The organism is Cyclobacterium sp. 1_MG-2023 (assembly GCF_030546805.1).
GTDB lineage: Bacteria > Bacteroidota > Bacteroidia > Cytophagales > Cyclobacteriaceae > Cyclobacterium.
Map to the genome: position 1 here is coordinate 105,805 of NZ_JAUOPC010000003.1, position 20,387 is coordinate 126,191.

The window sequence follows — 20,387 nt, forward strand, 5'->3', positions numbered from 1 at the left end:
GGTTAAATTGGTATTAGTAATTACTTTTGGGTGTGATCACTCCATAATGCATTTTGATGCGTTTTAGGCGATCAGTCATAGCAGATTTGAGGGAGTCATAGGAGGATTCATAGTATAGGTTTTTCATTTCCCTTGGATCTTCCTTTAAGTCGTAAAGTTCCCATTCATCAAGCTCATAAAAATGCATTAATTTATACCGTTCACCGGTTACTCCTTCGTGTTTTCGGACACTGTGTACGGCAGGAAATTCATAGTAATGGTAATACAGAAATTCTCTCCAGTTTTCCGGTTTACTACCTGCCATCAATGGCAATAGGCTTTTGCCTTGCATACGTTCGGGTGCCTGAATTTTGGCCATGTCCAAAAAAGTTTGAGCAAAATCGAGGTTAGATACCAATTGGTCATTGGTGATTCCGGAAGGAATCGTTCCTTTCCACTGCATCAATAAGGGGGTTCTGAAGGATTCTTCATACATAAAACGCTTATCAAACCAGCCATGTTCTCCTAGATAAAAGCCTTGATCTGAGGTATAAACTACTAAGGTGTTTTCTGTCAACCCATTTTCTTCCAAGTAGTCAAGAACTCGTCCCACGTTTTCGTCTACGGACCTAATGGTGGCCAAATAGTCTTTCATATACCTTTGGTATTTCCATTGTATTAACTCCTTACCCTCAAGACCTTGTGCTTGGAAATCCGCAATAATCGGGTCATAGGTTGCATCCCAGTTTGCCTGTTGTTCTGCATTCATCCTTGCATAGGTTCGGTTAAAAACGGGCCCCTTTTTGGTGGCTTCTGTCCAAATCTTAAGGTCAGAAGTCAGGTCCATGGTTTTCTCTATGCTCATGTCCTGTGTTTTGGCCGCAGTACCTCTGCTTGAGTAATCATCAAAAAGGTTTTCCGGCTCAGGAAAGGTAAGGTCTTCATAAAGATCCAAATGCGCAGGTCCTTTTTCCCATTTTCGATGGGGAGCCTTATGTTGTAACATTAGCATAAAAGGCTTACTACCTTTGCTATTTTCAGCCAACCACTCCAAAGATTTGTCTGTGATAATATCTGTGACATAACCTTCTACTATGCTGGTGTCTGTGGCGGATATTATATCAGGGTTGTAATAATGTCCTTGTCCGGGAAGTATTTCCCAATGATCAAATCCGGTTGGGGCAGATTTTAGGTGCCATTTACCTATGAGGGCTGTGGTGTATCCATTGTCTTTTAAGAGTTTAGGAAAGGTAATTTGACTGCCATCAAAAGTGTCACCATTGGTCCGATGTCCATTTACATGGCTATGTGTACCGGTAAGTACAGTTGCCCTTGAGGGGGCACAAATAGAGTTGGTGACATATGCGCTGTTAAAAAGAATACCATTATCCGCAATGCGATCTATATTGGGAGTAGGGGCCAAATCTGCAAGTCGGCTCTGATAAGCACTTATGGCTTGGTAAGCATGATCATCAGTAAAGATAAATACAATATTAGGTGCTTTGGCAACTTCGGTTGTAATCTCTGATTTTTCTGAACAAGCAGCAATTATTAGGCAAAAGCTAATAATAAAGCTTTTGGTAAGCCAATATCTATACAATTGCTTTTTCATGGTTTTATGGGTTGTTGGATTTGTTATATATAGACAAACAAGTGAACAATATAAATAATATTGGGTACGATAAGAATTATTATAGATAAAATATTATATGGTATTTTAATTCCCAATTTTATTATTGTTGAAACCCATTTGTAAAAAACGTAAAGTATTGCCCATTAAATAAAATGTAGGACTTGTGGTATTCTTTGCCTTTGCTATATTTGATCAAATAAAAAATAAATTGCTATGCGCTATTCACTTCTTTTTATTATATCCATTGGTTTGTTTTTCCTAATAAGCTGTAAGGAAGACAATCAACTTGCTGTTGTTCAGGAAATGGATGGATTAGTAGCCCTTTGGGATTTTAAGGAAGAAAGTGGAACGGCCAGGATGGCCATAGGAAAGGGAGACTTTCCGTTGAAGGAAATGAACGGTGAGATCCAACGGATACCTGAAGGCCCCCTGTCTGGCTTTTCTGCACTAATGGAGAATGAAGCGTATTTTTCTTTAGCTCATGAAAAAACTGCTGAATTAAATATTCATGGTAAAAACCAAGGGGTAACGGTAATGGCATGGGTAAAGTGGGAAGGGAAAACCGGATTTGTTGGTGGAATGTGGAACGAATATACCGACGGAGGGAAACGACAGTATGGGTTATTTGTAGATCTTCCTCATTACAATGGAGCCTCCCAAGTCTGTGGTCATATTTCTTACTCAGGAGGGCCTACACCTCCTTTCCCATACAGTTGTGATTATGCAGCAAGTAAGCAAAAACTTACCAAAGGGAAATGGCACTTTATTGCCTTTAGCTATGATGGGAAATACATAAAGGCCTATTTGGATGGTGTTTTTGAGGAAAGGGCACCTGAGCCTATTAAAAATACCAAAGGTTTTGAAGGATTGCCTGATGGATTGATCCATTCTAAAAACCCTTATTTATTCAAAGATGGAATGGGGAACAACGGGTCCGACTTTACCGTTGGTGCTGTTGTACTATCCAGAGGCATGGGTAATTTTTTTAATGGACAAATTGGGGGATTGGCTGTTTTTGATAGGGAATTAACAGAAAATGAGATTAGTGAAATTTTTCAAAAAACCATGGTTGAAAACCCTTTCATGAATAAAGAACAATAGCGTCAGCTGTCCTACTATTAAGCCATTTCAGGTCGGAGAAATGGGGGTATGGCAAAAGCCAAGTAGGAAGGATCGTTGAGTGGGGAGCAATGCTTATCCCGGATTTTTGGTGTAAACCTTTCAAACGCGTGCTTTTCACGGTTAAGTCTAAAGAGAAAAATAAGCATTATTTTAGGTATATTTGGAAAGAGACCCATTGAATTCATCCACCAAAAGGTTCTCTTTAAGCATTTTGTATTTTTTCTGAGCCTCTGATTTACTATTGTAGGAATAGGTGTAAATTAGTTTTTTCGGGAAAAAAGAAAGAACGATTTGATAACTGAATTTTATAGAACTTATTGTTGGACTTATGCCATTGGGAGTATTGGATGTCTTTTCTTCAATTGGAACCAATTTAATGGCTTTTAAGGAAGGTAGTTTATGCCATTTCCCGGTTTTAATTCCACAAAAGGAGAAATATTCCTTGATGGTTTTGTTATCCAAATCAATTAGCGTGCCCTCGTAAGTGTTGATAATAATAAGGCCTGAAGTAAAAGCACTTAAACCTACCCATAAGGTCTTGTGTAGATCATCTGCTGTTTCAATAAACACAGAGCTAAGCAGAACAATAGAACTTGCCAATAATAGAATTGCACCTAAAAGGTGAATACCCGTACCTAGGTTTCTTCGCTTATAATTGAATAGATTCATATTGGCTAATTTAGGGTCACTTCTAAGATTCAACTACTATAATAAACTATTCCTCTGGGATTTAAAACTATATCGATGAATTTAGTTTTATTTAGAGATGGATTTCTTTATAGACCGTATATGGCTTGCAGAATTAATATCAAAGATTTACTTTACCGGATATAATATACCGGATGCCATACTTCTTATTTTGCCCAATTTCCTCTCTGCTTCCCTGAAATAATAGGGCACTATTTTTATTGACCCAGGATGCAGGGTTTTAAAAATAAGGTTAGGAAAAACCGTTTAATTCAGGTAGTTATAGAAATAAATATTAAACCCCGAATTGAGTTAAATGGTGGTCAAGGTGTTTGTAAAACATGTTGTTCCATTCTTCAATGCTTAGCTTACCAAAAGAATTGGATTCTTTTTTATCAAAGCTTTTTTCACCCAATGCCTGTGTTTGGTTTAAATAATCAATGAGTCTTTTGCGTTCTTTCTCAAAATCTCTGGTATCAGTTATTAAAAAAGCCGGTGCGGTTTGTGAGTTTCGTTTGTATGGTTTTTCACCTACCACAATATTTTTAACAAACAGTTTTAAAATAAATTTCATAAAGAAATTTGGCTTGGGATGTTTGTCTGTATATGCCATTTCGTAAGTAACATTACAATGAGCAAGCATTTGTGGAGCATTCATTTTTCCCCATTCCGGTTGGCTGTCCGTTTTCAATTTATTGATCCTAGCAATTAATCCCTCAGTAACATTTTTATCGAAAATATTGGGTAAGGCCATTGTTGTATTGTAGTTAGTTGAGTAAAGGGTGATTTTATATGCTATTTACGATTTTCAAATTATAATGCCTTCATGAAACCGTGATAAATTTGTTTGATAACATATAAATTTTGAATCGAAATAGGGTTTATTATCCTTATTTTATTTTGGTCATAAGTATTACACCGGTTGACCAATTCATTTTTGTAAGGTTGAAATTTTTTCTTTCTTCGAGGGTTTGTATCAATTGCTCAGCTTTTTCAGCATGTCCTAAAGGCCAGTTTTTTTGAGGGTTCATGTCATCTATCACGTAAAATCCACCAGGCTTAATCATGGCTAAGGTTTCATCCAAATGGCTGTATTTGCCGGGCCAAGCATCTGCAAAGATCAAATCAAACGGTGGTCCATTATAATTTTCTATCCATTTTCCCCCGTCTTCACATAAAATGTTAAGTTTTGGATTTTCTTCGAAAAATTCCTTTGCAATATTGGTTAATTGAGGGTCATTGTCAATGGTAGTAAGTTGGGAATTCTTACTTAAAGCGTCCACCATCCATGCCAATGACAAGCCGGCGCCCGTACCAATTTCTAAGATATTGGCATTGATTCGCGATGAGATAAGGGTTTTTAGCAAGCTGCCTATATAGAGGTCTGAAGGCATGTTGAATCCAATCTCCTTGGCTTTGGATTGAATGTTTGAATACAATGCGGGAATGTCCTTTATGTGAGATTGATTCATAAGCTTTGCTTCAATTATTGGTATTGCTTTGTAAGCACCTTTTAGTCTTACTTGGCTAAAATCCTTTTTACTTCTTTGATAAGCAATGGAAAGGCAGGATGTGTCATTCCGTGTCCATATCCATCCATTTCGTAGAGTACAGTTTCCTTATGCCCCACCACTTTCATCATGCGCATTAGATAAGCATTTTCTTCATATCTCCCTAAAAGTTCAAGTTCACGGTCACCTGTTATGAGTAAAAGTGGAGGCGCATCTTTTCTTACATGAAACAAAGGCGCATATTTATCAATGGTGGGCTGCTCTCCGGAAATGCCTTGCTCTTTGCGTACTGTGAAATGAGTAATGGTGTGACCGCTGAATGGTATCAATCCGGCTATTTCATTTGCATCTATACCATGTGTTTGTAGGTAAGACTTGTCCAATCCAACCATACTGGCCAAGTATCCGCCTGCACTATGTCCGGAAACGAAGATTTTTTTGGGATCCCCTCCGTACTCTTCGATATTTTTGAACGTCCAAGCAATGGCAGCTGCAGCATCTTCAATGTATGTGGGAGCTTTGACTTTAGGAGATAATCGATAGTTCACGCCAATTATTGCAAAGCCTTGATTTTTTAACGCTTCCGGGATTTCTTTTTCTCCTCCGGTGATACCTCCTCCATGAAACCACACTATTGTCGCAAAATCCTTGGTGTTTTTTGGATAATATATATCCAACACGCAGCGCTCTGACAAATAGCTATCGGTTTTTCTAAGCTCTTCTCCATAATAATGCAGGTTCTCTAACTGCTCGTAAGAAATGTCTTGCGCATAAGTGGATGAAATTGAAAATACAAGTAATAGTATGAAGGATAATTTTTTCATGATCATGAAATGGTTTTTATTTTGGGAGTTCACAATTCAATTTAGTAAGCGGATGTTGTTCTTTTTTAAGCGGTCTGGTTTATTGACTTAATTCACAAAGCTTCTTTACGGTTTTGAGATTTCTGGTGGTAGCTTTCACCTTTAGCTTATTTTCAAAAAAATTATTGGTCAATTTGGATTGATGGTATTTTCCTTCACAATAAATAAAAACATCCTTTCCCTCAATTGTATATTTGTCAGGTGGGAAATCAAAGGTTTTTATTTTATCAAGGTTTTCACTGGTTGGATTTTGTGCCAAGAAAGTAATGTGTAATGGGCTAATATCCATTTCACCATCTTTGTAATAGGGGTTGTTTGATAATGTTTTTTGCAAATCCTTAGCGGTTCGAACGATTACAGGAACCTCAAATCCAAATTTTTCTTCAATGGCCTTTTCAATTCTATTTGCCATTTCCTTTTCATCTGCCTTATCAGCTGAAGTGAAAATTACATTGCCACTTTGTATATATGTTGAAATCTCGCTATACCCTATTTCTTCAAATAAAGATTTAAGGTCCACCATCAAAATTTTCCGTTTACCACCAACGTTAATCCCCCTTAAGATTGCTATTTTCTTGTCCATTTTTAGTTAACATATTTATGGTTTTGGGTCAAATGAATGCTGTTTCAAATTTGACCATAAACCTCAGTGATTAGGAATCGTCGTTTAATATCTAGAGGAAAGGTTGAAAGTTACTTTTAAATCAGTTTCTATTCAACTGTACAATTTGCATACTGAAAAATACGCTATTATTTTCACCTTTTGTAATTTTTAATGGTTTTGTAAGCCTAATTTTTATTTTAAATCATTCTTGATGAGACATTGAATTGATTTTAAGCCCTTGAAAATTAATTATTTGCACTTTGAAAAATAATATTCAAAAATCAATCATCCTTTCCTTGCCCATTTAATATTTTGGCCTTGTATTTATCAATCCTTGAAAGCCTTGTTTTGGATTGTTTTGCAGAAGAGAAATACAATAAATAGGCCCTTTGTCTGCCGGGGGAAAGGGATTGAAAACCTTTCAGTAAATTAGGATCGTTATCCATTGCAAGTTGAAACTCTTCTACAATTTCGTAAGATTTCGTTTCTCTTTTCGGCACCTTTAAGCCGGCTTCTTCCACAGATATGGCTTCACTTATTAGGGATTTAATGTTGGCTGTACCTGTCAAAATCTCTTCTTCATCGGTGAAACGCATTTGCCTTGCTGCTTGTACATTTTCGGTTTGTTGCACCAGGATTTTATCGGGATCATTTAAAAGCATTCCTTTAAAAAACAATAGGGCACAATATTCTTTAAACTCATGTATTAAAAGGATGTTTCTGCCTTTTGACCTGGGGTTTGGGGACCAGGTATAGCATGGGACGCCCCATTTTAATTCTTCAGAAAGGGGGAAATCCAGGATGATGCTCCTTAATAATATCAATTCTTTTTGCCATTTTTTTGATTTCTTAAAATAAAAATCGACTTTAGGATTCATAAAAAGGATATGTTTTGGTAGATACTCTAAAATATCATATTATTTACTTTCAAGCAAAAAAGATAGACATAAGCCTTATTACTGGTTGATCCCATTTTGGGGGAAATAAAAAAAGCTTTCCAATAGGATTGGAAAGCTTGAATATTCAGGATTGTACAGTTTTTATGGCAAGTATTTGCTTTTGAATACCATTAATTTTTCACGAGTCATTTCGTGCATAGAGTAGGGGATTCCTCCCATACCTTCTCCTGAGGCATCTCTGCCACCAAAAGGCATCCAGTCAACTCGAAAAGCTGTATGGTCATTTACCATTACTGCGGTGGCATTCAACTTTTGTACTGTATCAAGGGCTATGTCCAAATCCTTGGTAAATACGGCTGCTTGAAAGTGAAATTCAAGGCTATTGGCCAAGGCAATGGCTTCTTCTCTATCTTCATAAGCATACACACAGACAACGGGGCCAAATACCTCTTGTTGGGAGATCTTCGCTTCGTTAGAAGGATTAAGCAATACGGTTGGCTCATAACAGGTATCACTGATTTTCTTACCTCCGCATAAAAGTTCCGCCCCTCCGGAAATGGCTTCTTTTACCCATTCATCCACTCGGTCAACTTCTCCGGTTTCGATAAGGGGACCTACTTCTGTATCTTCAGAGAGCGGGTTTCCAACTTTCAATTTTTTTGCTTCTTTAGCAATGTCATTGGCAAGCTTTTCTGCTATCGAATGGTGAGCGAATACTTTTTGAACCGAAACACATACTTGACCGGCATGGTAAAAACCACCTTTTACCAGTAAAGGTAACATCTCTTCAAATACGGAATCCTTTTCAACAATTACAGGAGCTGCACCACCGTGTTCCAGCGCACACCTGGTTCCGGGCGCCATTTTTGATTTTAATGACCAACCCACTTTTGCAGAACCAATAAAGGACAGGAAATTAATTCTAGGGTCACCCACTAGCTTTTCTGAAAGTTCATTGCTGCAATGTATAGACTGAACCCAGCCTTCCGGTACTCCGGCTTCTTTTAGGATTTCTACAAGGGCCATGCAAGAATAAGGTGTCTTGCTCGCCGGTTTTACGATTACCGGACAACCTGCAGCAAAAGCCGTAATTACCTGGTGAACGATTAGGTTCAAGGGGTGGTTGAAGGCGGATAAAGAAGCGACGACTCCTATGGGCTCGCGAATGGTAAAAGCCAATCTATTTACTGAGGATTCGGTAATGCCCATTGGGATTTGTCCACCTTTCATATGAGAGATTTCCTCAGTGGCAATCTTTAACCCATTAATGGCCCTTTTCACCTCTACCATAGAATCCTGGAAGGGTTTTCCTCCCTCTTTGGCCGCTGTATTGGTTAAGTCTTCTATTTTATCCTCCATCAAAGCTCTCGCTTTTTCCAATATAGCAATTCTTTTATGTGCAGGAATCCATTGACTTCGGTCCTTAAAAAGATCATGGGCTGTAGCTATTTTTTGCTCCAATTCATCAGCATCTGCCATGGGCAAAGTGCCTATTAGTGTTCTATCAAAAGGTGCATATACTTTTAATTGGTCATTCATAGTTTGGAAGTTTTTTCTTTCAACATTACATTTAAAATTGGGTGGTTTAAAGAATAATCAACCTTTAAGTCAATTACATGAACCCCCGAGCTATTGAGTGATTTGTCAAGAATTTCTTGTAAATCCTTGTCACTTTCAGGGCGGTAGCCATGTGCTCCATAGCTATTTGCATATTGAACAAAGTCAGGATTTTTAAAGTCTAAACCAAAATCCTTGAAACCCATGTCTTCTTGTTTCCATTTGATCATACCATAGGATTCATCATTCAAAATAATGACTACCATATTTAATCCCAAGCGAACGGCAGTTTCTAATTCCTGGGAGTTCATCATAAATCCACCATCTCCACAGATGGCGACTACTTTTTTATCTGGGTTTAATAAATTAACACACATGGCTGAAGGCAAGCCTGCCCCCATGGTAGCCAATGCATTGTCAAGTAAAAGGGTGTTGGGTTGATAACATGTATAGTTTCTGGCAAACCAAATTTTATACACGCCATTGTCCAATGTTATTACATCTTTTTCACCTAGCTTATTTCTCAATAAATTCACCAATCGCTGGGGTAAGGTAGGGAAGCGCTCATCTTCAAAATACTTTCCGAGATGTGCAGAAACTTCTTTTTTTACCTTTTTATAAAAATCAAAGTTCCAGCTTTCTGAAGGCTTTACTGCTTTGGCAAGTTTTTCAACAGAACTGGTTATGTCTCCAACAACGTTTAATTGTGGGAAATATACGGGATCGACTTCTGCAGGGGAAAAATTCACATGTATTACTTTTTTCCCTCCCTGCTTCATGAAAAATGGAGGCTTTTCAATTACATCATGTCCTACATTGATGATTAAATCCGATTCATCAATGGCAGCATGGACAAAATCATGTGAGGAGAGTGCTGCGGTTCCCAGGTATTTAGGATGTCTTTCGTCAATTACCCCTTTTCCCATTTGCGTGGTGAAAAAATAGATTCCTGTAGTATCTACAAAGGATGCCAAGGCCTGGCAAGTTACCTTTCTATTGGCTCCGGCCCCTATCAACAAGAGTGGCATTTTAGCATTTTCAATCATATTGGCTGCTGATTGAATTGCCTCATCATCTGACTTCGGCAACAAATAGTCTACAACCTCAAATACATGGTCTTCTACCTCCTCTTGGGCAATGTCTTCCGGAAGCTCCAAGTGTACTGCCCCAGGTCTTTCTTCTGTAGCTATTCGAAAAGCCTCTCTTACGTTGGAGGCAATTACATTGCCATCCACAATTTGTTTGGTATACTTGGTGATTGGTCGCATCATGTCTACGACATCAATTATCTGGAACCGAGCCTGCTTGCTTTTTTTAATGGGTTTTTGGCCGGTTATCATTAACATGGGCATGGCCCCTAGTTGGGCATAGGCTCCCGGAGTGAATAGGTTTGTGGCTCCGGGCCCCAATGTAGACATACAAACTCCCGGTTTGCCGGTGAGCCTCCCATAAGTGGCAGCCATAAAGCCTGCGCCTTGTTCATGCCTTGTCAAAATTAATTTAATTTTAGAACGGGTAAGAGACTCTAAAATGTCTAGGTTTTCCTCTCCTGGAAGACCAAAAATATATTCTACACCTTCCTTCTCCAGTGCTTTTACAAATAAATCTGATGCTTTCATATGTTAAAAATTTATGGTTTGGGTCTAAAATGCAGAATAAGAAGAATGAATTTGGAGGTGTTTTACAACCCATCCAATATCCAATCAAAAACCAGGCCTATAAATCCCCACCATTAATGCATCAATTACTTTGGCGATTTCAGTAGGAGGTAAAGATTCAATCAAGTACTGGTGTAAACCCTCAGGGTCATTTTCCCAAGAATTACTTCCATCTTCATTTACTATTACGTTTCCTTTGGGACTCAGTTTCCAATAGTGCTGATCAGTTAGCGCCACCAGAATAGAAGTTTGATCCCAACTTTGCCTTCCTTGATATCCATTGAATAATTTATAAGCCAAACTTACAGGATGCTCGCTATCAAGCGCATGCTTTAAATAATCCGCTCCTGTAATGATATTATTGCCTATTTCCCATCCAGAAAAGATCACTTGGCCGGGCCAGTTCTTCACTGCAATTGTGGTAGACTCGGGGTCGGGCCGATAGAAGTTAGCCTCTTTCCCATTAGGGTATTGCCCACCCATACAAGACCAAAGTTTAACCTTCTGTTTGATCAGTTCGTGACCACTTAGAGGACTAATATGATCTGCCTTGGAATTGAGTAATTTTCGAAGATTTGTAAGGTGCCCTATGCTAATGATAACCACACTATTGTCTGATGAATTGACCAATAGCCTTCTGTAAAGCCGCGTAGCATCTTCCGGCTGTTTGCCATTTTTTAAAGGATGTGGATAGTTTGTTGCCAGCTGTTTTGTGTATTTGGAGAAACTTCTTAATTCTATACCTTTTTCAACTCCGATAGGAATGTCAGGTCTTTTGTAATAAGTGTTAATGGCTGCAGCGCATCCGGCAGCATCTTTGTCATCACTGGTAATGACCACTCCGAGGATTTCGATCTTTTGGTGGTCTTCTAAGGTGTGTAACATCGCTAACGCACCAACATCATCAACATCAGAATCCAAGTCTGCATCTAAAATGACCTGAACCTGTGCTTGGGAAGGAAGGATAACAGCAAAAAACAAAATCAAAAATAACTGTATCGTTTTGTTCATTTCTAGAAGATATTTTTTCAGTTTGATTTTTTGTCCGGTAAAAGCAAGGAAACAGTAAGTATACTTATTAAACTACATATCATTGAGAAAGTTCTGAATGGAAACTGTATTCCTGCAATAGGGTCTTCCATAGGATAAGGTAAAAATGGGGGGATACCAAATATTGGTTCACCACCGCCAAATCTTAGAAAAACTCCAACTATAATTCCGGCAATTGCTCCTCTTTTGTTGGACTTTTTAAAATACAAAGCCATTACCAATTGTGGAAATAAAATTACATAAACAAGATCCGCACATAGGTACCAAAGCTCATAGACACTTTGGAGCGTTAAGGCAAGCCAAGTAGCCACAATTCCAATTCCGAGAATGGCTAAGCGTATGGAGTTTTTAATTTGCTTGTCGGAGCAAGAGGGATTGAGTAGCGGTCGATAGAAATTCCAGGTAAACATAGAGGCTGCAGATAAAATGGAAGAATCCACTGATGACATGACTGCCGCTGCAACTGCTCCCAAACCCAATGCAGCAATGATTGGGGGAGTCATTTCTATCAAAACATATGGCAGGACCATGGTGGCTTCCGGAGCAACTCCTAAAGAAGATTGGCTCCAATCAAAACCAACACCGGCTACCCCGATGAAAATGGCAGGAATAGCCATCAATGCACAACATATTCCACCAAATATGGATAACCTTATGGCAGACTTGTCCGAATTTGAGGACAACACCCTTTGGAAATATACTTGCCATGGTATACCTCCCATTATTAACAACAAGGCAAAATCAAGCCAAACCCAAATACTATTTCCCCAAGCCGGATCTGTTCCACTAAATGCGCTTAGGCTGGGGAATAAATTAAATCCATTGTTGATTTGTTGATCATAAATATTCAAAGCAGTCTCTATTCCTCCAATCTTATCCAAGGCAAAAGGTATGGATATCCCAAGACCAAGGATGATAAAGATCAGCTGAACCACATCTGTATAAGCCACAGACCATAAGCCTCCCATCATGGTATAACCAATGGCTATACTAGCCGAGACCATGATGGACGTTTCCAAATCCAATTCAAAAATAGTAGCAAAGGTTATCCCCAATGCAGCGAGGATGGCTGCACTCCAAAATATTTCCCCAATCAAGGCAGGAATAAAGAGTACAGCGGCAGTTTTTTTACCATACCTATGTTCAAAAACATCAATAAAAGTGGTAAAGCCAAAGCTTCTGATTTTTTTTGCAAAAAATAAACCACCTAATATTAGGCTGATGGCATAACCCCAAGGAGCCTGTGCCCATACCAGCCCTCTGGCACTGTCGTAAACTGCCTCGCTGGTGCCGATAATATAACCTCCACCCACCCAGGTGGCTGTCATGGTGAAAATACCGATCCAAGCCGGCATTCTTCTTCCGGCCAATAATAGGCCTTGTGAAGTTTGATCTCCTGATTCCTTTTTACTGGCGTAATAACCAATATATAGAATAATCAGGTAAAAAATAACAGTGATGAGAATTCCTAGGGTCTTGGTGTCGATAGCTTTGGTGGATTAGTTCCCAAACCAATTTAATGGTGAAGGGTGGAAATTTTGATAAATGTGTTTGATTTCTTGGAATTCTTCTAATCCGGTATGGCCAAGTTCTCTCCCTAAGCCGGACTGTTTATATCCTCCCCAAGGAGCTTGTACAAAATAAACATTGAAGTCATTGATCCATACAGTCCCGAAGCGAAGTGCCTTGGATACCCTATCTATTCTTTGAACATCCCTGGTCCAAAAACCAGCAGATAAACCATAAATGGTATCATTGGCATTTTTTATAGCTTCAGCTTCCGAGTCAAATTTTTCTATGTGTATTACTGGGCCAAAGATTTCTTCTTTTACAATTGCCATTTCTTTTGTGCAACCGACCAATAGGGTGGGCTCATAAAAATAGCCTTTGGCCAGTTCAGGATTCGAGGGTTTTTTACCACCTGTGATCAATTCTGCGCCCTCTGAGATGGCTTTTTGAACATGATTGGACACTTTTTCAAGCTGAGCTTCGGAAATAAGAGGTCCCATTTGAGTTTGCTCATCCATGCCATTCCCCAGGCGAATTTTTTTAATCCTTTGTTCAAGGTGCTTTACCACTTGATCATGGATGGAGGCAGCAACCATCACTCTTGTCCCGGCAGAGCAAATCTGACCGGCATGGAAGAATACACCATTTAATATAAAGTCAATGGCTGTTTCCCAATCTCCATCTTCAAATAATATATGGGGATTTTTTCCTCCCAATTCAAGTGCTACTTTTTTAACATTTCCGGCAGCCGCTTTCATGATTTTCTTTCCCGTGACTACACCACCGGTAAAGGATATCATGTCTACCTCAGGGTTTTCAGCCAGTTCAGCACCGATGCTATGTCCTGGACCCAAGACGGTATTGATTACCCCTTTGGGGAAACCGGCTTGTTCTGTAAGCTGGGTCCAAAATAAGGTTGTAAGCGGGGTGAATTCACTTGGCTTGATGACCATGGTACAACCGGCCGCAAGGGCAGGAGCAATTTTCCAAGCAGCTTGGAGAAGAGGATAGTTCCAAGGACAAATCATGCCTACAACCCCGATCGGTTCTTTTACCAAGCGACTTTGGGTGTTGGGATTTGGGCTAGCAATGCCTTCCCCTTCGTTTTTGTCTGCAAGCCCGCCATAATACCTGAAAATTCCGGCAATATCGTCCATGTCCCAAATACTTTCAGCATAGGTTTTACCGGTATTTAGGGTTTCTAATCGGGCTAATTCTTCCTTGTTTTCTTCGATCAGATCACCCAATACATAAACCATTCTCCCACGTTCAATGGTAGAAAAATTTCGCCATTCTTCAGTATTAAAAGCAAGTTTGGCGCTTTGGATGGCTTTTTTTGCATCCTCTCGACCACCTTCGGCTACATTCACAAGGGCTTGCTTGTCAAAGGGGTTGTAAATGGTTCTTACCTCATTTGAGAGGGCTTCCTGCCAGCAGCCATTGATATATAGATTTTTATTTTTGATCAATTGGTAAGTTGGTTTTGTTCCTTTGTTGGATTGTGTTTGTAATAAGGTACTTCTTGAGGGGACTCGGGACTGTTACCTAGCAATATGTCAGCGGCTTTTTCAGCAATCATGAGCACTGGTGCGTAGATATTGCCATTGGTGATGTAAGGCATAATGGATGCGTCTACCACCGAAAGGTTGTTGACACCGTGAACTTTTAGATTTGCATCAACCACAGCCATGTCATCATAGCCCATTTTAGCCGTACAACTTGGGTGGTAAGCACTTTCTCCTTCTCTGGCTACGAAATCCAATATTTCTTCGTCGGTTTCTACACCAGCTCCTGGTGACAGTTCTTTTCCCCTAAGTTCATCAAAGGCGGGCTGATTGATAAGGTTTCGGGTACACCTGATGGCTTCCACCCATTCTTTTCTTTCCTGAGGTGTAGAGAGATAATTAAATTTAATACTTGGATATTTTTCGGGATCTGCAGATTTAATTTTCACATGTCCCCTCACATCCGTATTCATTGGTCCCACATGCAATTGGAATCCATGTCCTTCATTTGGAGCTGACCCATCGTAGCGAATGGCGATTGGCAGAAAGTGATACTGTAAATTAGGGTAAGCCACTTCGTCGTTTCCCCTGATAAATCCTCCGGCCTCAAAATGATTGCTTGCTCCTACACCTGTCCCCTTAATGAGCCATTCTAATCCAATCTTAGGCTGGTTATAGAATTTTAGGGAAGGGTAAAGGCTCACCGGTTTCTTGGCAGCCCATTGTACATAGACCTCAAGATGGTCTTGCAGGTTTTCTCCAACTCCCTTTAGGTCAGCCACTACAGGGATTCCAAGTTTTTTTAGGTCATTGGCATTACCAATCCCGGAAAGTTGTAGGATTTGCGGGGTGTTGATGGCCCCTCCGCAGCATATTATTTGCCCGCCATAAGCAACTTCTTTTTTACCATTTTTTGAATAAGCCACTCCCGTAGCAGTATTTCCTTCAAATAAGATTTTGCCAACAGTAGATTTCAGGTGGATGGTAAGGTTTTTACGGTCCTTTATCGGATGAACGTAGGCCCTGGCTGCATTCCATCTTTTACCTTTATAAATTGTAGCATCAAATTTCCCAAAACCCTCTTGTTGATAACCATTGACATCGTCTGTCAGGGGATAACCGGCTTCTTGAACAGATTCAAAGAAAGCCTTAAAAAGAGGGTTGTCACACTTGGGTGTTGTCAAATAGAGAGGTCCTTTGTCACCACGGTAAGTATTTCCTCCAATTAGGCGATTTTCTAAACGCTTAAAATAGGGCAGGCAATGTGCGTAACTCCAGTTTTCCAGGCCTTTTTCATTGGCCCATTTTTCATAATCCATGGCATTGCCACGAATAAAAATCATACCATTGATTACACTTGAACCACCCAATACTTTACCTCTGGGTTGAAAAATTTTCCGGTTTTGCATATAAGGTTCCGGTTCAGATTCATAGCCCCAATTGTAAAAATTATTGGTAAGTGGATAGGTGAGGGCTGCAGGCATTTGAATTCTAAAATCCCAACCATGGTCAGGCCTTCCTGCCTCTATCACCAGTACCTTATTGGAGGGGTCTTCACTTAATCTATTGGCAAGTACACTGCCAGCAGAACCACCGCCAACGATAATGTAATCATATTTCTCTTTTGACATTCTTTAATTTAGGACAGTTGACTTGTCTAAAAAAGCAATTGCTGCTAAAATCATATTTAGCAGCAATTACTTAGCTTTTAACAATTTAATTTTATTTTCCTTTAGGGACGATCTTCACAATCCCTTTACCGTCTATGCCGGCATAGATGATACCATCAGGACCTAGAACAACATTTCTAACGCGTCCCAAACCATCGATGATTTTTTCTCTTTTGATAACTTTATTGTTTTTAATGGTAAGTTTTTCTAATCGACTAAACTTCAAAGAGCCAACCAAAAGGTCCCCCTCCCAAGCTGGGTATTTGCTATTGGTTACATAGGCAAAGCCACTTGGAGCAATGGATGGTACCCAATAATAAAAAGGTTGTTCCATTCCGGGTTTAGCTGTATTTTCTGATAGTATTGTTCCGTCATAATTGATACCATATGTGATTTCAGGCCAGCCGTAATTGGCACCTTTCTTTACGATATTGATTTCATCACCACCTTTAGGACCATGTTCATTTACCCAAATTTGTCCGGTTTTAGGGTGTAAAAGCATTCCTTGTGGATTTCTATGTCCATAAGAATAAATGGCTTTCTTTGCTCCGGGTTCATTGTAAAAAGGGTTGTCTTCAGGTACTCTTCCGTCATCATACAGGCGGTAAACTTTACCCCCATCTCGGGTGATATCTTGAGGATTTTCAAATTTAGCACCTCTTTCACCAATGGAAAAATACAAGTACCCTTCTTTATCAAATGCTATTCTTGAGCCAAAATGCTGACCTGCTTCAGAATTGGGGCTGGCTTTGTACAGCCTTTCAAAGTTAACCAATTTGCTGCCCTCCAATTTGCCACGACCTATGGCTGTGTGGGAACCTTTTCCGTCACCTCTAGAGGAGGCATAAGCAATGTAAACCAACTTGTTGTTTTTGAAATCCGGGTGCAGAACCACGTCCAACAAACCTCCTTGACCTTTGGCGGAAATTTCAGGCAACCCTTCAATTTGGGTTTTTTGTCCATTTTTAAAATGGATCAATTCACCGGATTTTTCTGTAATTAACATGCTGCCATCCGATAAAACTGCCATTCCCCATGGGATATTAAAGCCTTCAACAACTGTTTCAATGTCATAGGCATTCCATTCCGGGTCCGTTACTTCGGGGCCATTGGGTGGTGTTTGACCCAAACAGGTCATAAACGAACTGATCACCAAAAAGGTAACTAATAAAGATTTCATAAAGGCTAAATAAATAATGGGATATAATTAATTTAATAGGAATATTGAAGCGAATTTAAATTTAAATATGCTCCAAAACAAGTTTTAATCTAGCAGTTCAATCTGCAGTTTTAGTATTCTATCAGTAAGATTTTCTGAACTTATGGTATTTCTACTTAGTCGGTCAACCATAATAGGAAAGGCAAAAGGAGTTATTTTTTTTGTTTTAATTAGGTGAATCTGATTTCTGTTGATTCGATCAATGACCTTGAAAAGCCTGTTTTTTTCCATTTGGATTTGGATCACCTCCTCTCTGGCCTGCGCAAGTAATAGATTGTTAGGTTCATAAGTCTCAAACACTCCATATAAAATCCCCGAACTGGCTTGTAGGTGTCTGGTTGGTACATTTTTTCCGGGATACCCTTGAAAAACCAACCCGGCAATGGCTGCAATCTCTCGAAAACGCCTTTTACCCATTTCAGTCTCGTTGATGCTTGCAAATAAATCATCCATTAGGTTTTCTGTCCGAAACAAATCTTCCTCTAAGCTGTCTTCAATGGGTATGGGGCTATCAGAAAGCAACTCAAAACCATAATCATTCATGGCTATGCTTAGGCTAATAGGATAACTTACACTGATTCTGTAAGCAACCAAAGCTGCCAGAACTTCATGTACAAACCGACCCTCAAACGGAAAAATAAAAACATGGTACCCATCTCTGCTTTTACACTGTTCTATGAGTAGGGACTCTTGATCAGGAATTCTTGATAAAGTATTTTGTAACTTCAAAATAGGCTGAATGGTTTTTAATTCAATAGCATCCAAATTGTTTTTAGAAGCATTTTGCAATTCATCCCTGATCATTTCCGATAGTCTGGAAGACAAAGGCATTCTACCTCCCATCCAGCGGGGAATGGTTCCGGTCTTCTTTTTTGATCTTCTTACCAATGCCTTCATTTCCTTGATTTTGACAAATTCCAGGTTGCGCCCGGCAAACCAAAAAGCATCTCCCGGTTTTAACTTGGAGATAAAACTTTCCTCTACCGAACCGATGTATCCTCCTGTTATAAATTTAACTTGAATCATTGGATCGCTTACAATGGTACCCATGGACAATCGGTGACGCATGGCTATTTTTTTATCTGTGACGCGATACAGTCCGTCCGGTGCTAAGTTTATTTTCGAAAACTCCTCATAACTGCCAAGGGCCTTTCCACCCACTGTGACGAAATCTAACATCCACTGAAATTCATCCCTTGAAAGGTTTCGAAAAGCGTAGCAACTTCTTAATATAAGGTAGGCATTCTCAGGTTTGAACCCATCTCCTAATGCGAGGGTGACCAGAAACTGAAGACCTACATCATAACAGGCCTCCATAGGGATTTGGTCCTCATACGCTCCATTATTTATTGCTTTCCTCAATGCGCTTGCCTCTATCAACTCCAGGGAATGGGTAGGAACAAAATACACCTTGCTTATAGCGCCCGGAGAATGACCCGACCGGCCTGCTCGCTGTACAAATCTGGTAACTCCCTTGGGACTTCCCACCTGTATTACGGTGTCAACAGGCCTAAAATCTACACCAAGATCTAAGCTGCTTGTACATACAACAAGTTTCAACTTTTTTTCATGCAAGGCTGTCTCTACCCACGCCCGTACTTGAGGATCCAATGATCCATGGTGCATGGCCATGGTTCCCGCCCATTCAGGTTTGGTTTCTAATATTTTTTGGTACCAAATTTCTGTCTGAGACCTTGTATTGGTGAAGAGTAGTAAACTTTGACTTTTTTCGATAATGGGGATAATTTTGGGCAATAATTTAATGCCTAGATGACCAGCCCAAGGATATTTCTCCACTTCATCAGGTATTACTGAGGCAACTTTTATTTTCTTTTTAACCTTGCTTCTTATAATTAATTGAGGGGTTTTAGGGCCTAATAAAACTCCATGCGCTTGAGATAGGTTACCTATGGTTGCCGATATTCCCCAGACTTTGAATTGAGAGCTTGCAATGGTCTTTAAATACTCAATGGCTAGCTGAACTTGAACTCCTCGCTTGTTGGCCAATAGTTCATGCCATTCATCTACCACTACAGCTTTTAGATTGCGAAATAGCTCTTGATTTCCTTTTTGAGCGATTAATAAATGAAGACTTTCCGGTGTGGTAATCAAGCACTCAGGCATGGCTCTTTTTTGTTGCTGCCTTTGAGATGCCGTGGTATCACCATTTCTAACAGCAATTCGCCAAGGTAATCCGGTTTCAAGGCATACCTCTTGCATGGCTTGACATAAATCTTGGGCAAGGGCGCGTAAAGGAGTAATCCAAATCACCTGCAAACCATTCTTTCTCTTTTTTTTCCAACTGTCAGGATATTGATTGACATACTCTTTCAATATGGGGATCCATAAGGCCATGGTCTTACCACTTCCGGTGGGAGCATTTAATAGTCCACTTTTACCTTCGAGATAATTATTTAAACAATCTTTTTGAAAGTCGTAGGGTTTTCTATTTTTATAGGCATACCAATTCTTTACCCAATCATTTTTCATATGTTGAAAGCCTGAAAATTATATTTTAAACAAATATATAGTTGTTAATTGCCTAAATTATTTCTAAGCACTTAACGTAAATTATCTGTATTAGGTCTTAGACAAGTTACCTTTTAATTGTAACTCATTCTAAAAGTATTTGTTTCTTGGGTACAATCTCCTGGTTAAAGAAAAAAGCAAGCAGTTTCGGTATATGCCTGATTAGATGCATCTCATGCCTTGATTAAGGAACAGGAGGGATAAAATTTTCTCAATAGAATAGCCAAATGGATATATTAGCAATGATTATCATTGCTAATATATCCGAAATATTAATTTGAATATTAAAAAAGCTGAAATGAGGAAAAAGAAACCTTATTTCTAAGAGAGATAGACAGATCCTAATAAGCAGAATTCACTGTATATAAAAAAGTATAATATTGTAGTGTTGC

Annotated in this window: 16 protein-coding genes; 1 reads left to right on the forward strand and 15 read right to left on the reverse strand. The window is 39.4% G+C overall.

The features are described 5' to 3' along the window. Positions 1-13 precede the first annotated feature (13 nt). Positions 14-1,591, reverse strand: a complete 1,578-nt coding sequence (locus tag Q4534_RS05130; protein WP_303612099.1) for a sulfatase — start codon at positions 1,589-1,591, stop codon at positions 14-16. A gap of 234 nt (positions 1,592-1,825) precedes the next feature. Here Q4534_RS05130 and Q4534_RS05135 point away from each other — a divergent pair, with 234 nt between their 5' ends. Next, on the forward strand, positions 1,826-2,713 hold the full coding sequence (locus Q4534_RS05135; protein ID WP_303612100.1) for a LamG domain-containing protein: 888 nt from the start codon (positions 1,826-1,828) through the stop codon (positions 2,711-2,713). A gap of 171 nt (positions 2,714-2,884) precedes the next feature. On the opposite strand, the gene Q4534_RS05140 is transcribed toward Q4534_RS05135, so the two are convergent. From Q4534_RS05140 to Q4534_RS05205, 14 genes are all read right to left on the reverse strand, one after another. Next, positions 2,885-3,403, reverse strand: a complete 519-nt coding sequence (locus Q4534_RS05140) for a hypothetical protein (RefSeq protein ID WP_303612101.1) — start codon at positions 3,401-3,403, stop codon at positions 2,885-2,887. 313 nt (positions 3,404-3,716) lie between these two features. After that, positions 3,717-4,175: a DUF1569 domain-containing protein gene (locus tag Q4534_RS05145; protein ID WP_303612102.1), complete on the reverse strand. Its 459-nt coding sequence runs from the start codon at positions 4,173-4,175 to the stop codon at positions 3,717-3,719. Between the two features lie 136 nt (positions 4,176-4,311). Continuing rightward, positions 4,312-4,893: an O-methyltransferase gene (locus Q4534_RS05150; RefSeq protein ID WP_303612103.1), complete on the reverse strand. Its 582-nt coding sequence runs from the start codon at positions 4,891-4,893 to the stop codon at positions 4,312-4,314. Between the two features lie 47 nt (positions 4,894-4,940). Beyond that, on the reverse strand, positions 4,941-5,756 hold the full coding sequence (locus Q4534_RS05155) for an alpha/beta hydrolase (protein WP_303612104.1): 816 nt from the start codon (positions 5,754-5,756) through the stop codon (positions 4,941-4,943). A 79-nt stretch (positions 5,757-5,835) separates the two neighbouring features. Then, complete coding sequence (locus tag Q4534_RS05160; RefSeq protein ID WP_303612105.1) at positions 5,836-6,378, reverse strand: DUF1697 domain-containing protein; 543 nt, start codon at positions 6,376-6,378, stop codon at positions 5,836-5,838. 302 nt (positions 6,379-6,680) lie between these two features. Beyond that, positions 6,681-7,277: a YdeI family protein gene (locus Q4534_RS05165; protein ID WP_303612106.1), complete on the reverse strand. Its 597-nt coding sequence runs from the start codon at positions 7,275-7,277 to the stop codon at positions 6,681-6,683. A gap of 162 nt (positions 7,278-7,439) precedes the next feature. Continuing rightward, the gene (locus Q4534_RS05170; protein ID WP_303612107.1) at positions 7,440-8,837 is read right to left on the reverse strand and encodes an aldehyde dehydrogenase family protein; all 1,398 of its coding nucleotides are present in this window, start codon (positions 8,835-8,837) and stop codon (positions 7,440-7,442) included. After that, positions 8,834-10,474 carry an acetolactate synthase large subunit gene (locus tag Q4534_RS05175; RefSeq protein ID WP_303612108.1) on the reverse strand — a complete coding sequence of 547 codons (1,641 nt, stop codon included), beginning with the start codon at positions 10,472-10,474 and terminating at the stop codon, positions 8,834-8,836. Before Q4534_RS05175 ends, Q4534_RS05170 begins: the two co-directional genes overlap by 4 nt. Positions 10,475-10,558: 84 nt before the next feature. Beyond that, the gene (locus tag Q4534_RS05180; RefSeq protein ID WP_303612109.1) at positions 10,559-11,524 is read right to left on the reverse strand and encodes a nucleoside hydrolase; all 966 of its coding nucleotides are present in this window, start codon (positions 11,522-11,524) and stop codon (positions 10,559-10,561) included. A 17-nt stretch (positions 11,525-11,541) separates the two neighbouring features. Next, the gene (locus tag Q4534_RS05185; RefSeq protein WP_368509149.1) at positions 11,542-13,050 is read right to left on the reverse strand and encodes a sodium:solute symporter family protein; all 1,509 of its coding nucleotides are present in this window, start codon (positions 13,048-13,050) and stop codon (positions 11,542-11,544) included. A 12-nt stretch (positions 13,051-13,062) separates the two neighbouring features. After that, the gene (locus tag Q4534_RS05190; protein WP_303612110.1) at positions 13,063-14,541 is read right to left on the reverse strand and encodes an aldehyde dehydrogenase family protein; all 1,479 of its coding nucleotides are present in this window, start codon (positions 14,539-14,541) and stop codon (positions 13,063-13,065) included. Then, a complete protein-coding gene (gene betA / locus Q4534_RS05195; protein WP_303612111.1) occupies positions 14,538-16,208 on the reverse strand; it encodes a choline dehydrogenase in 1,671 nt (556 codons plus the stop codon). The genes Q4534_RS05190 and betA overlap by 4 nt, the downstream gene beginning before the upstream one ends. 91 nt (positions 16,209-16,299) lie before the next feature. Continuing rightward, complete coding sequence (locus Q4534_RS05200; RefSeq protein WP_303612112.1) at positions 16,300-17,427, reverse strand: PQQ-dependent sugar dehydrogenase; 1,128 nt, start codon at positions 17,425-17,427, stop codon at positions 16,300-16,302. Positions 17,428-17,511: 84 nt separating this feature from the next. Beyond that, positions 17,512-19,956, reverse strand: a complete 2,445-nt coding sequence (locus Q4534_RS05205) for a ligase-associated DNA damage response DEXH box helicase (protein ID WP_303612113.1) — start codon at positions 19,954-19,956, stop codon at positions 17,512-17,514. Between the last annotated feature and the right edge of the window lie 431 nt (positions 19,957-20,387).

What these genes read in the sequence shown, in the direction of transcription:
- Q4534_RS05130 (WP_303612099.1), bottom strand. Translation starts at nt 1,591, where the DNA reads ATGAAAAAGCAATTGTATAGATATTGGCTTACCAAAAGCTTTATTATT.
- Q4534_RS05135 (WP_303612100.1), top strand. Translation starts at nt 1,826, where the DNA reads ATGCGCTATTCACTTCTTTTTATTATATCCATTGGTTTGTTTTTCCTA.
- Q4534_RS05140 (WP_303612101.1), bottom strand. Translation starts at nt 3,403, where the DNA reads ATGAATCTATTCAATTATAAGCGAAGAAACCTAGGTACGGGTATTCAC.
- Q4534_RS05145 (WP_303612102.1), bottom strand. Translation starts at nt 4,175, where the DNA reads ATGGCCTTACCCAATATTTTCGATAAAAATGTTACTGAGGGATTAATT.
- Q4534_RS05150 (WP_303612103.1), bottom strand. Translation starts at nt 4,893, where the DNA reads ATGAATCAATCTCACATAAAGGACATTCCCGCATTGTATTCAAACATT.
- Q4534_RS05155 (WP_303612104.1), bottom strand. Translation starts at nt 5,756, where the DNA reads ATGAAAAAATTATCCTTCATACTATTACTTGTATTTTCAATTTCATCC.
- Q4534_RS05160 (WP_303612105.1), bottom strand. Translation starts at nt 6,378, where the DNA reads ATGGACAAGAAAATAGCAATCTTAAGGGGGATTAACGTTGGTGGTAAA.
- Q4534_RS05165 (WP_303612106.1), bottom strand. Translation starts at nt 7,277, where the DNA reads ATGAATCCTAAAGTCGATTTTTATTTTAAGAAATCAAAAAAATGGCAA.
- Q4534_RS05170 (WP_303612107.1), bottom strand. Translation starts at nt 8,837, where the DNA reads ATGAATGACCAATTAAAAGTATATGCACCTTTTGATAGAACACTAATA.
- Q4534_RS05175 (WP_303612108.1), bottom strand. Translation starts at nt 10,474, where the DNA reads ATGAAAGCATCAGATTTATTTGTAAAAGCACTGGAGAAGGAAGGTGTA.
- Q4534_RS05180 (WP_303612109.1), bottom strand. Translation starts at nt 11,524, where the DNA reads ATGAACAAAACGATACAGTTATTTTTGATTTTGTTTTTTGCTGTTATC.
- betA (WP_303612111.1), bottom strand. Translation starts at nt 16,208, where the DNA reads ATGTCAAAAGAGAAATATGATTACATTATCGTTGGCGGTGGTTCTGCT.
- Q4534_RS05200 (WP_303612112.1), bottom strand. Translation starts at nt 17,427, where the DNA reads ATGAAATCTTTATTAGTTACCTTTTTGGTGATCAGTTCGTTTATGACC.
- Q4534_RS05205 (WP_303612113.1), bottom strand. Translation starts at nt 19,956, where the DNA reads ATGAAAAATGATTGGGTAAAGAATTGGTATGCCTATAAAAATAGAAAA.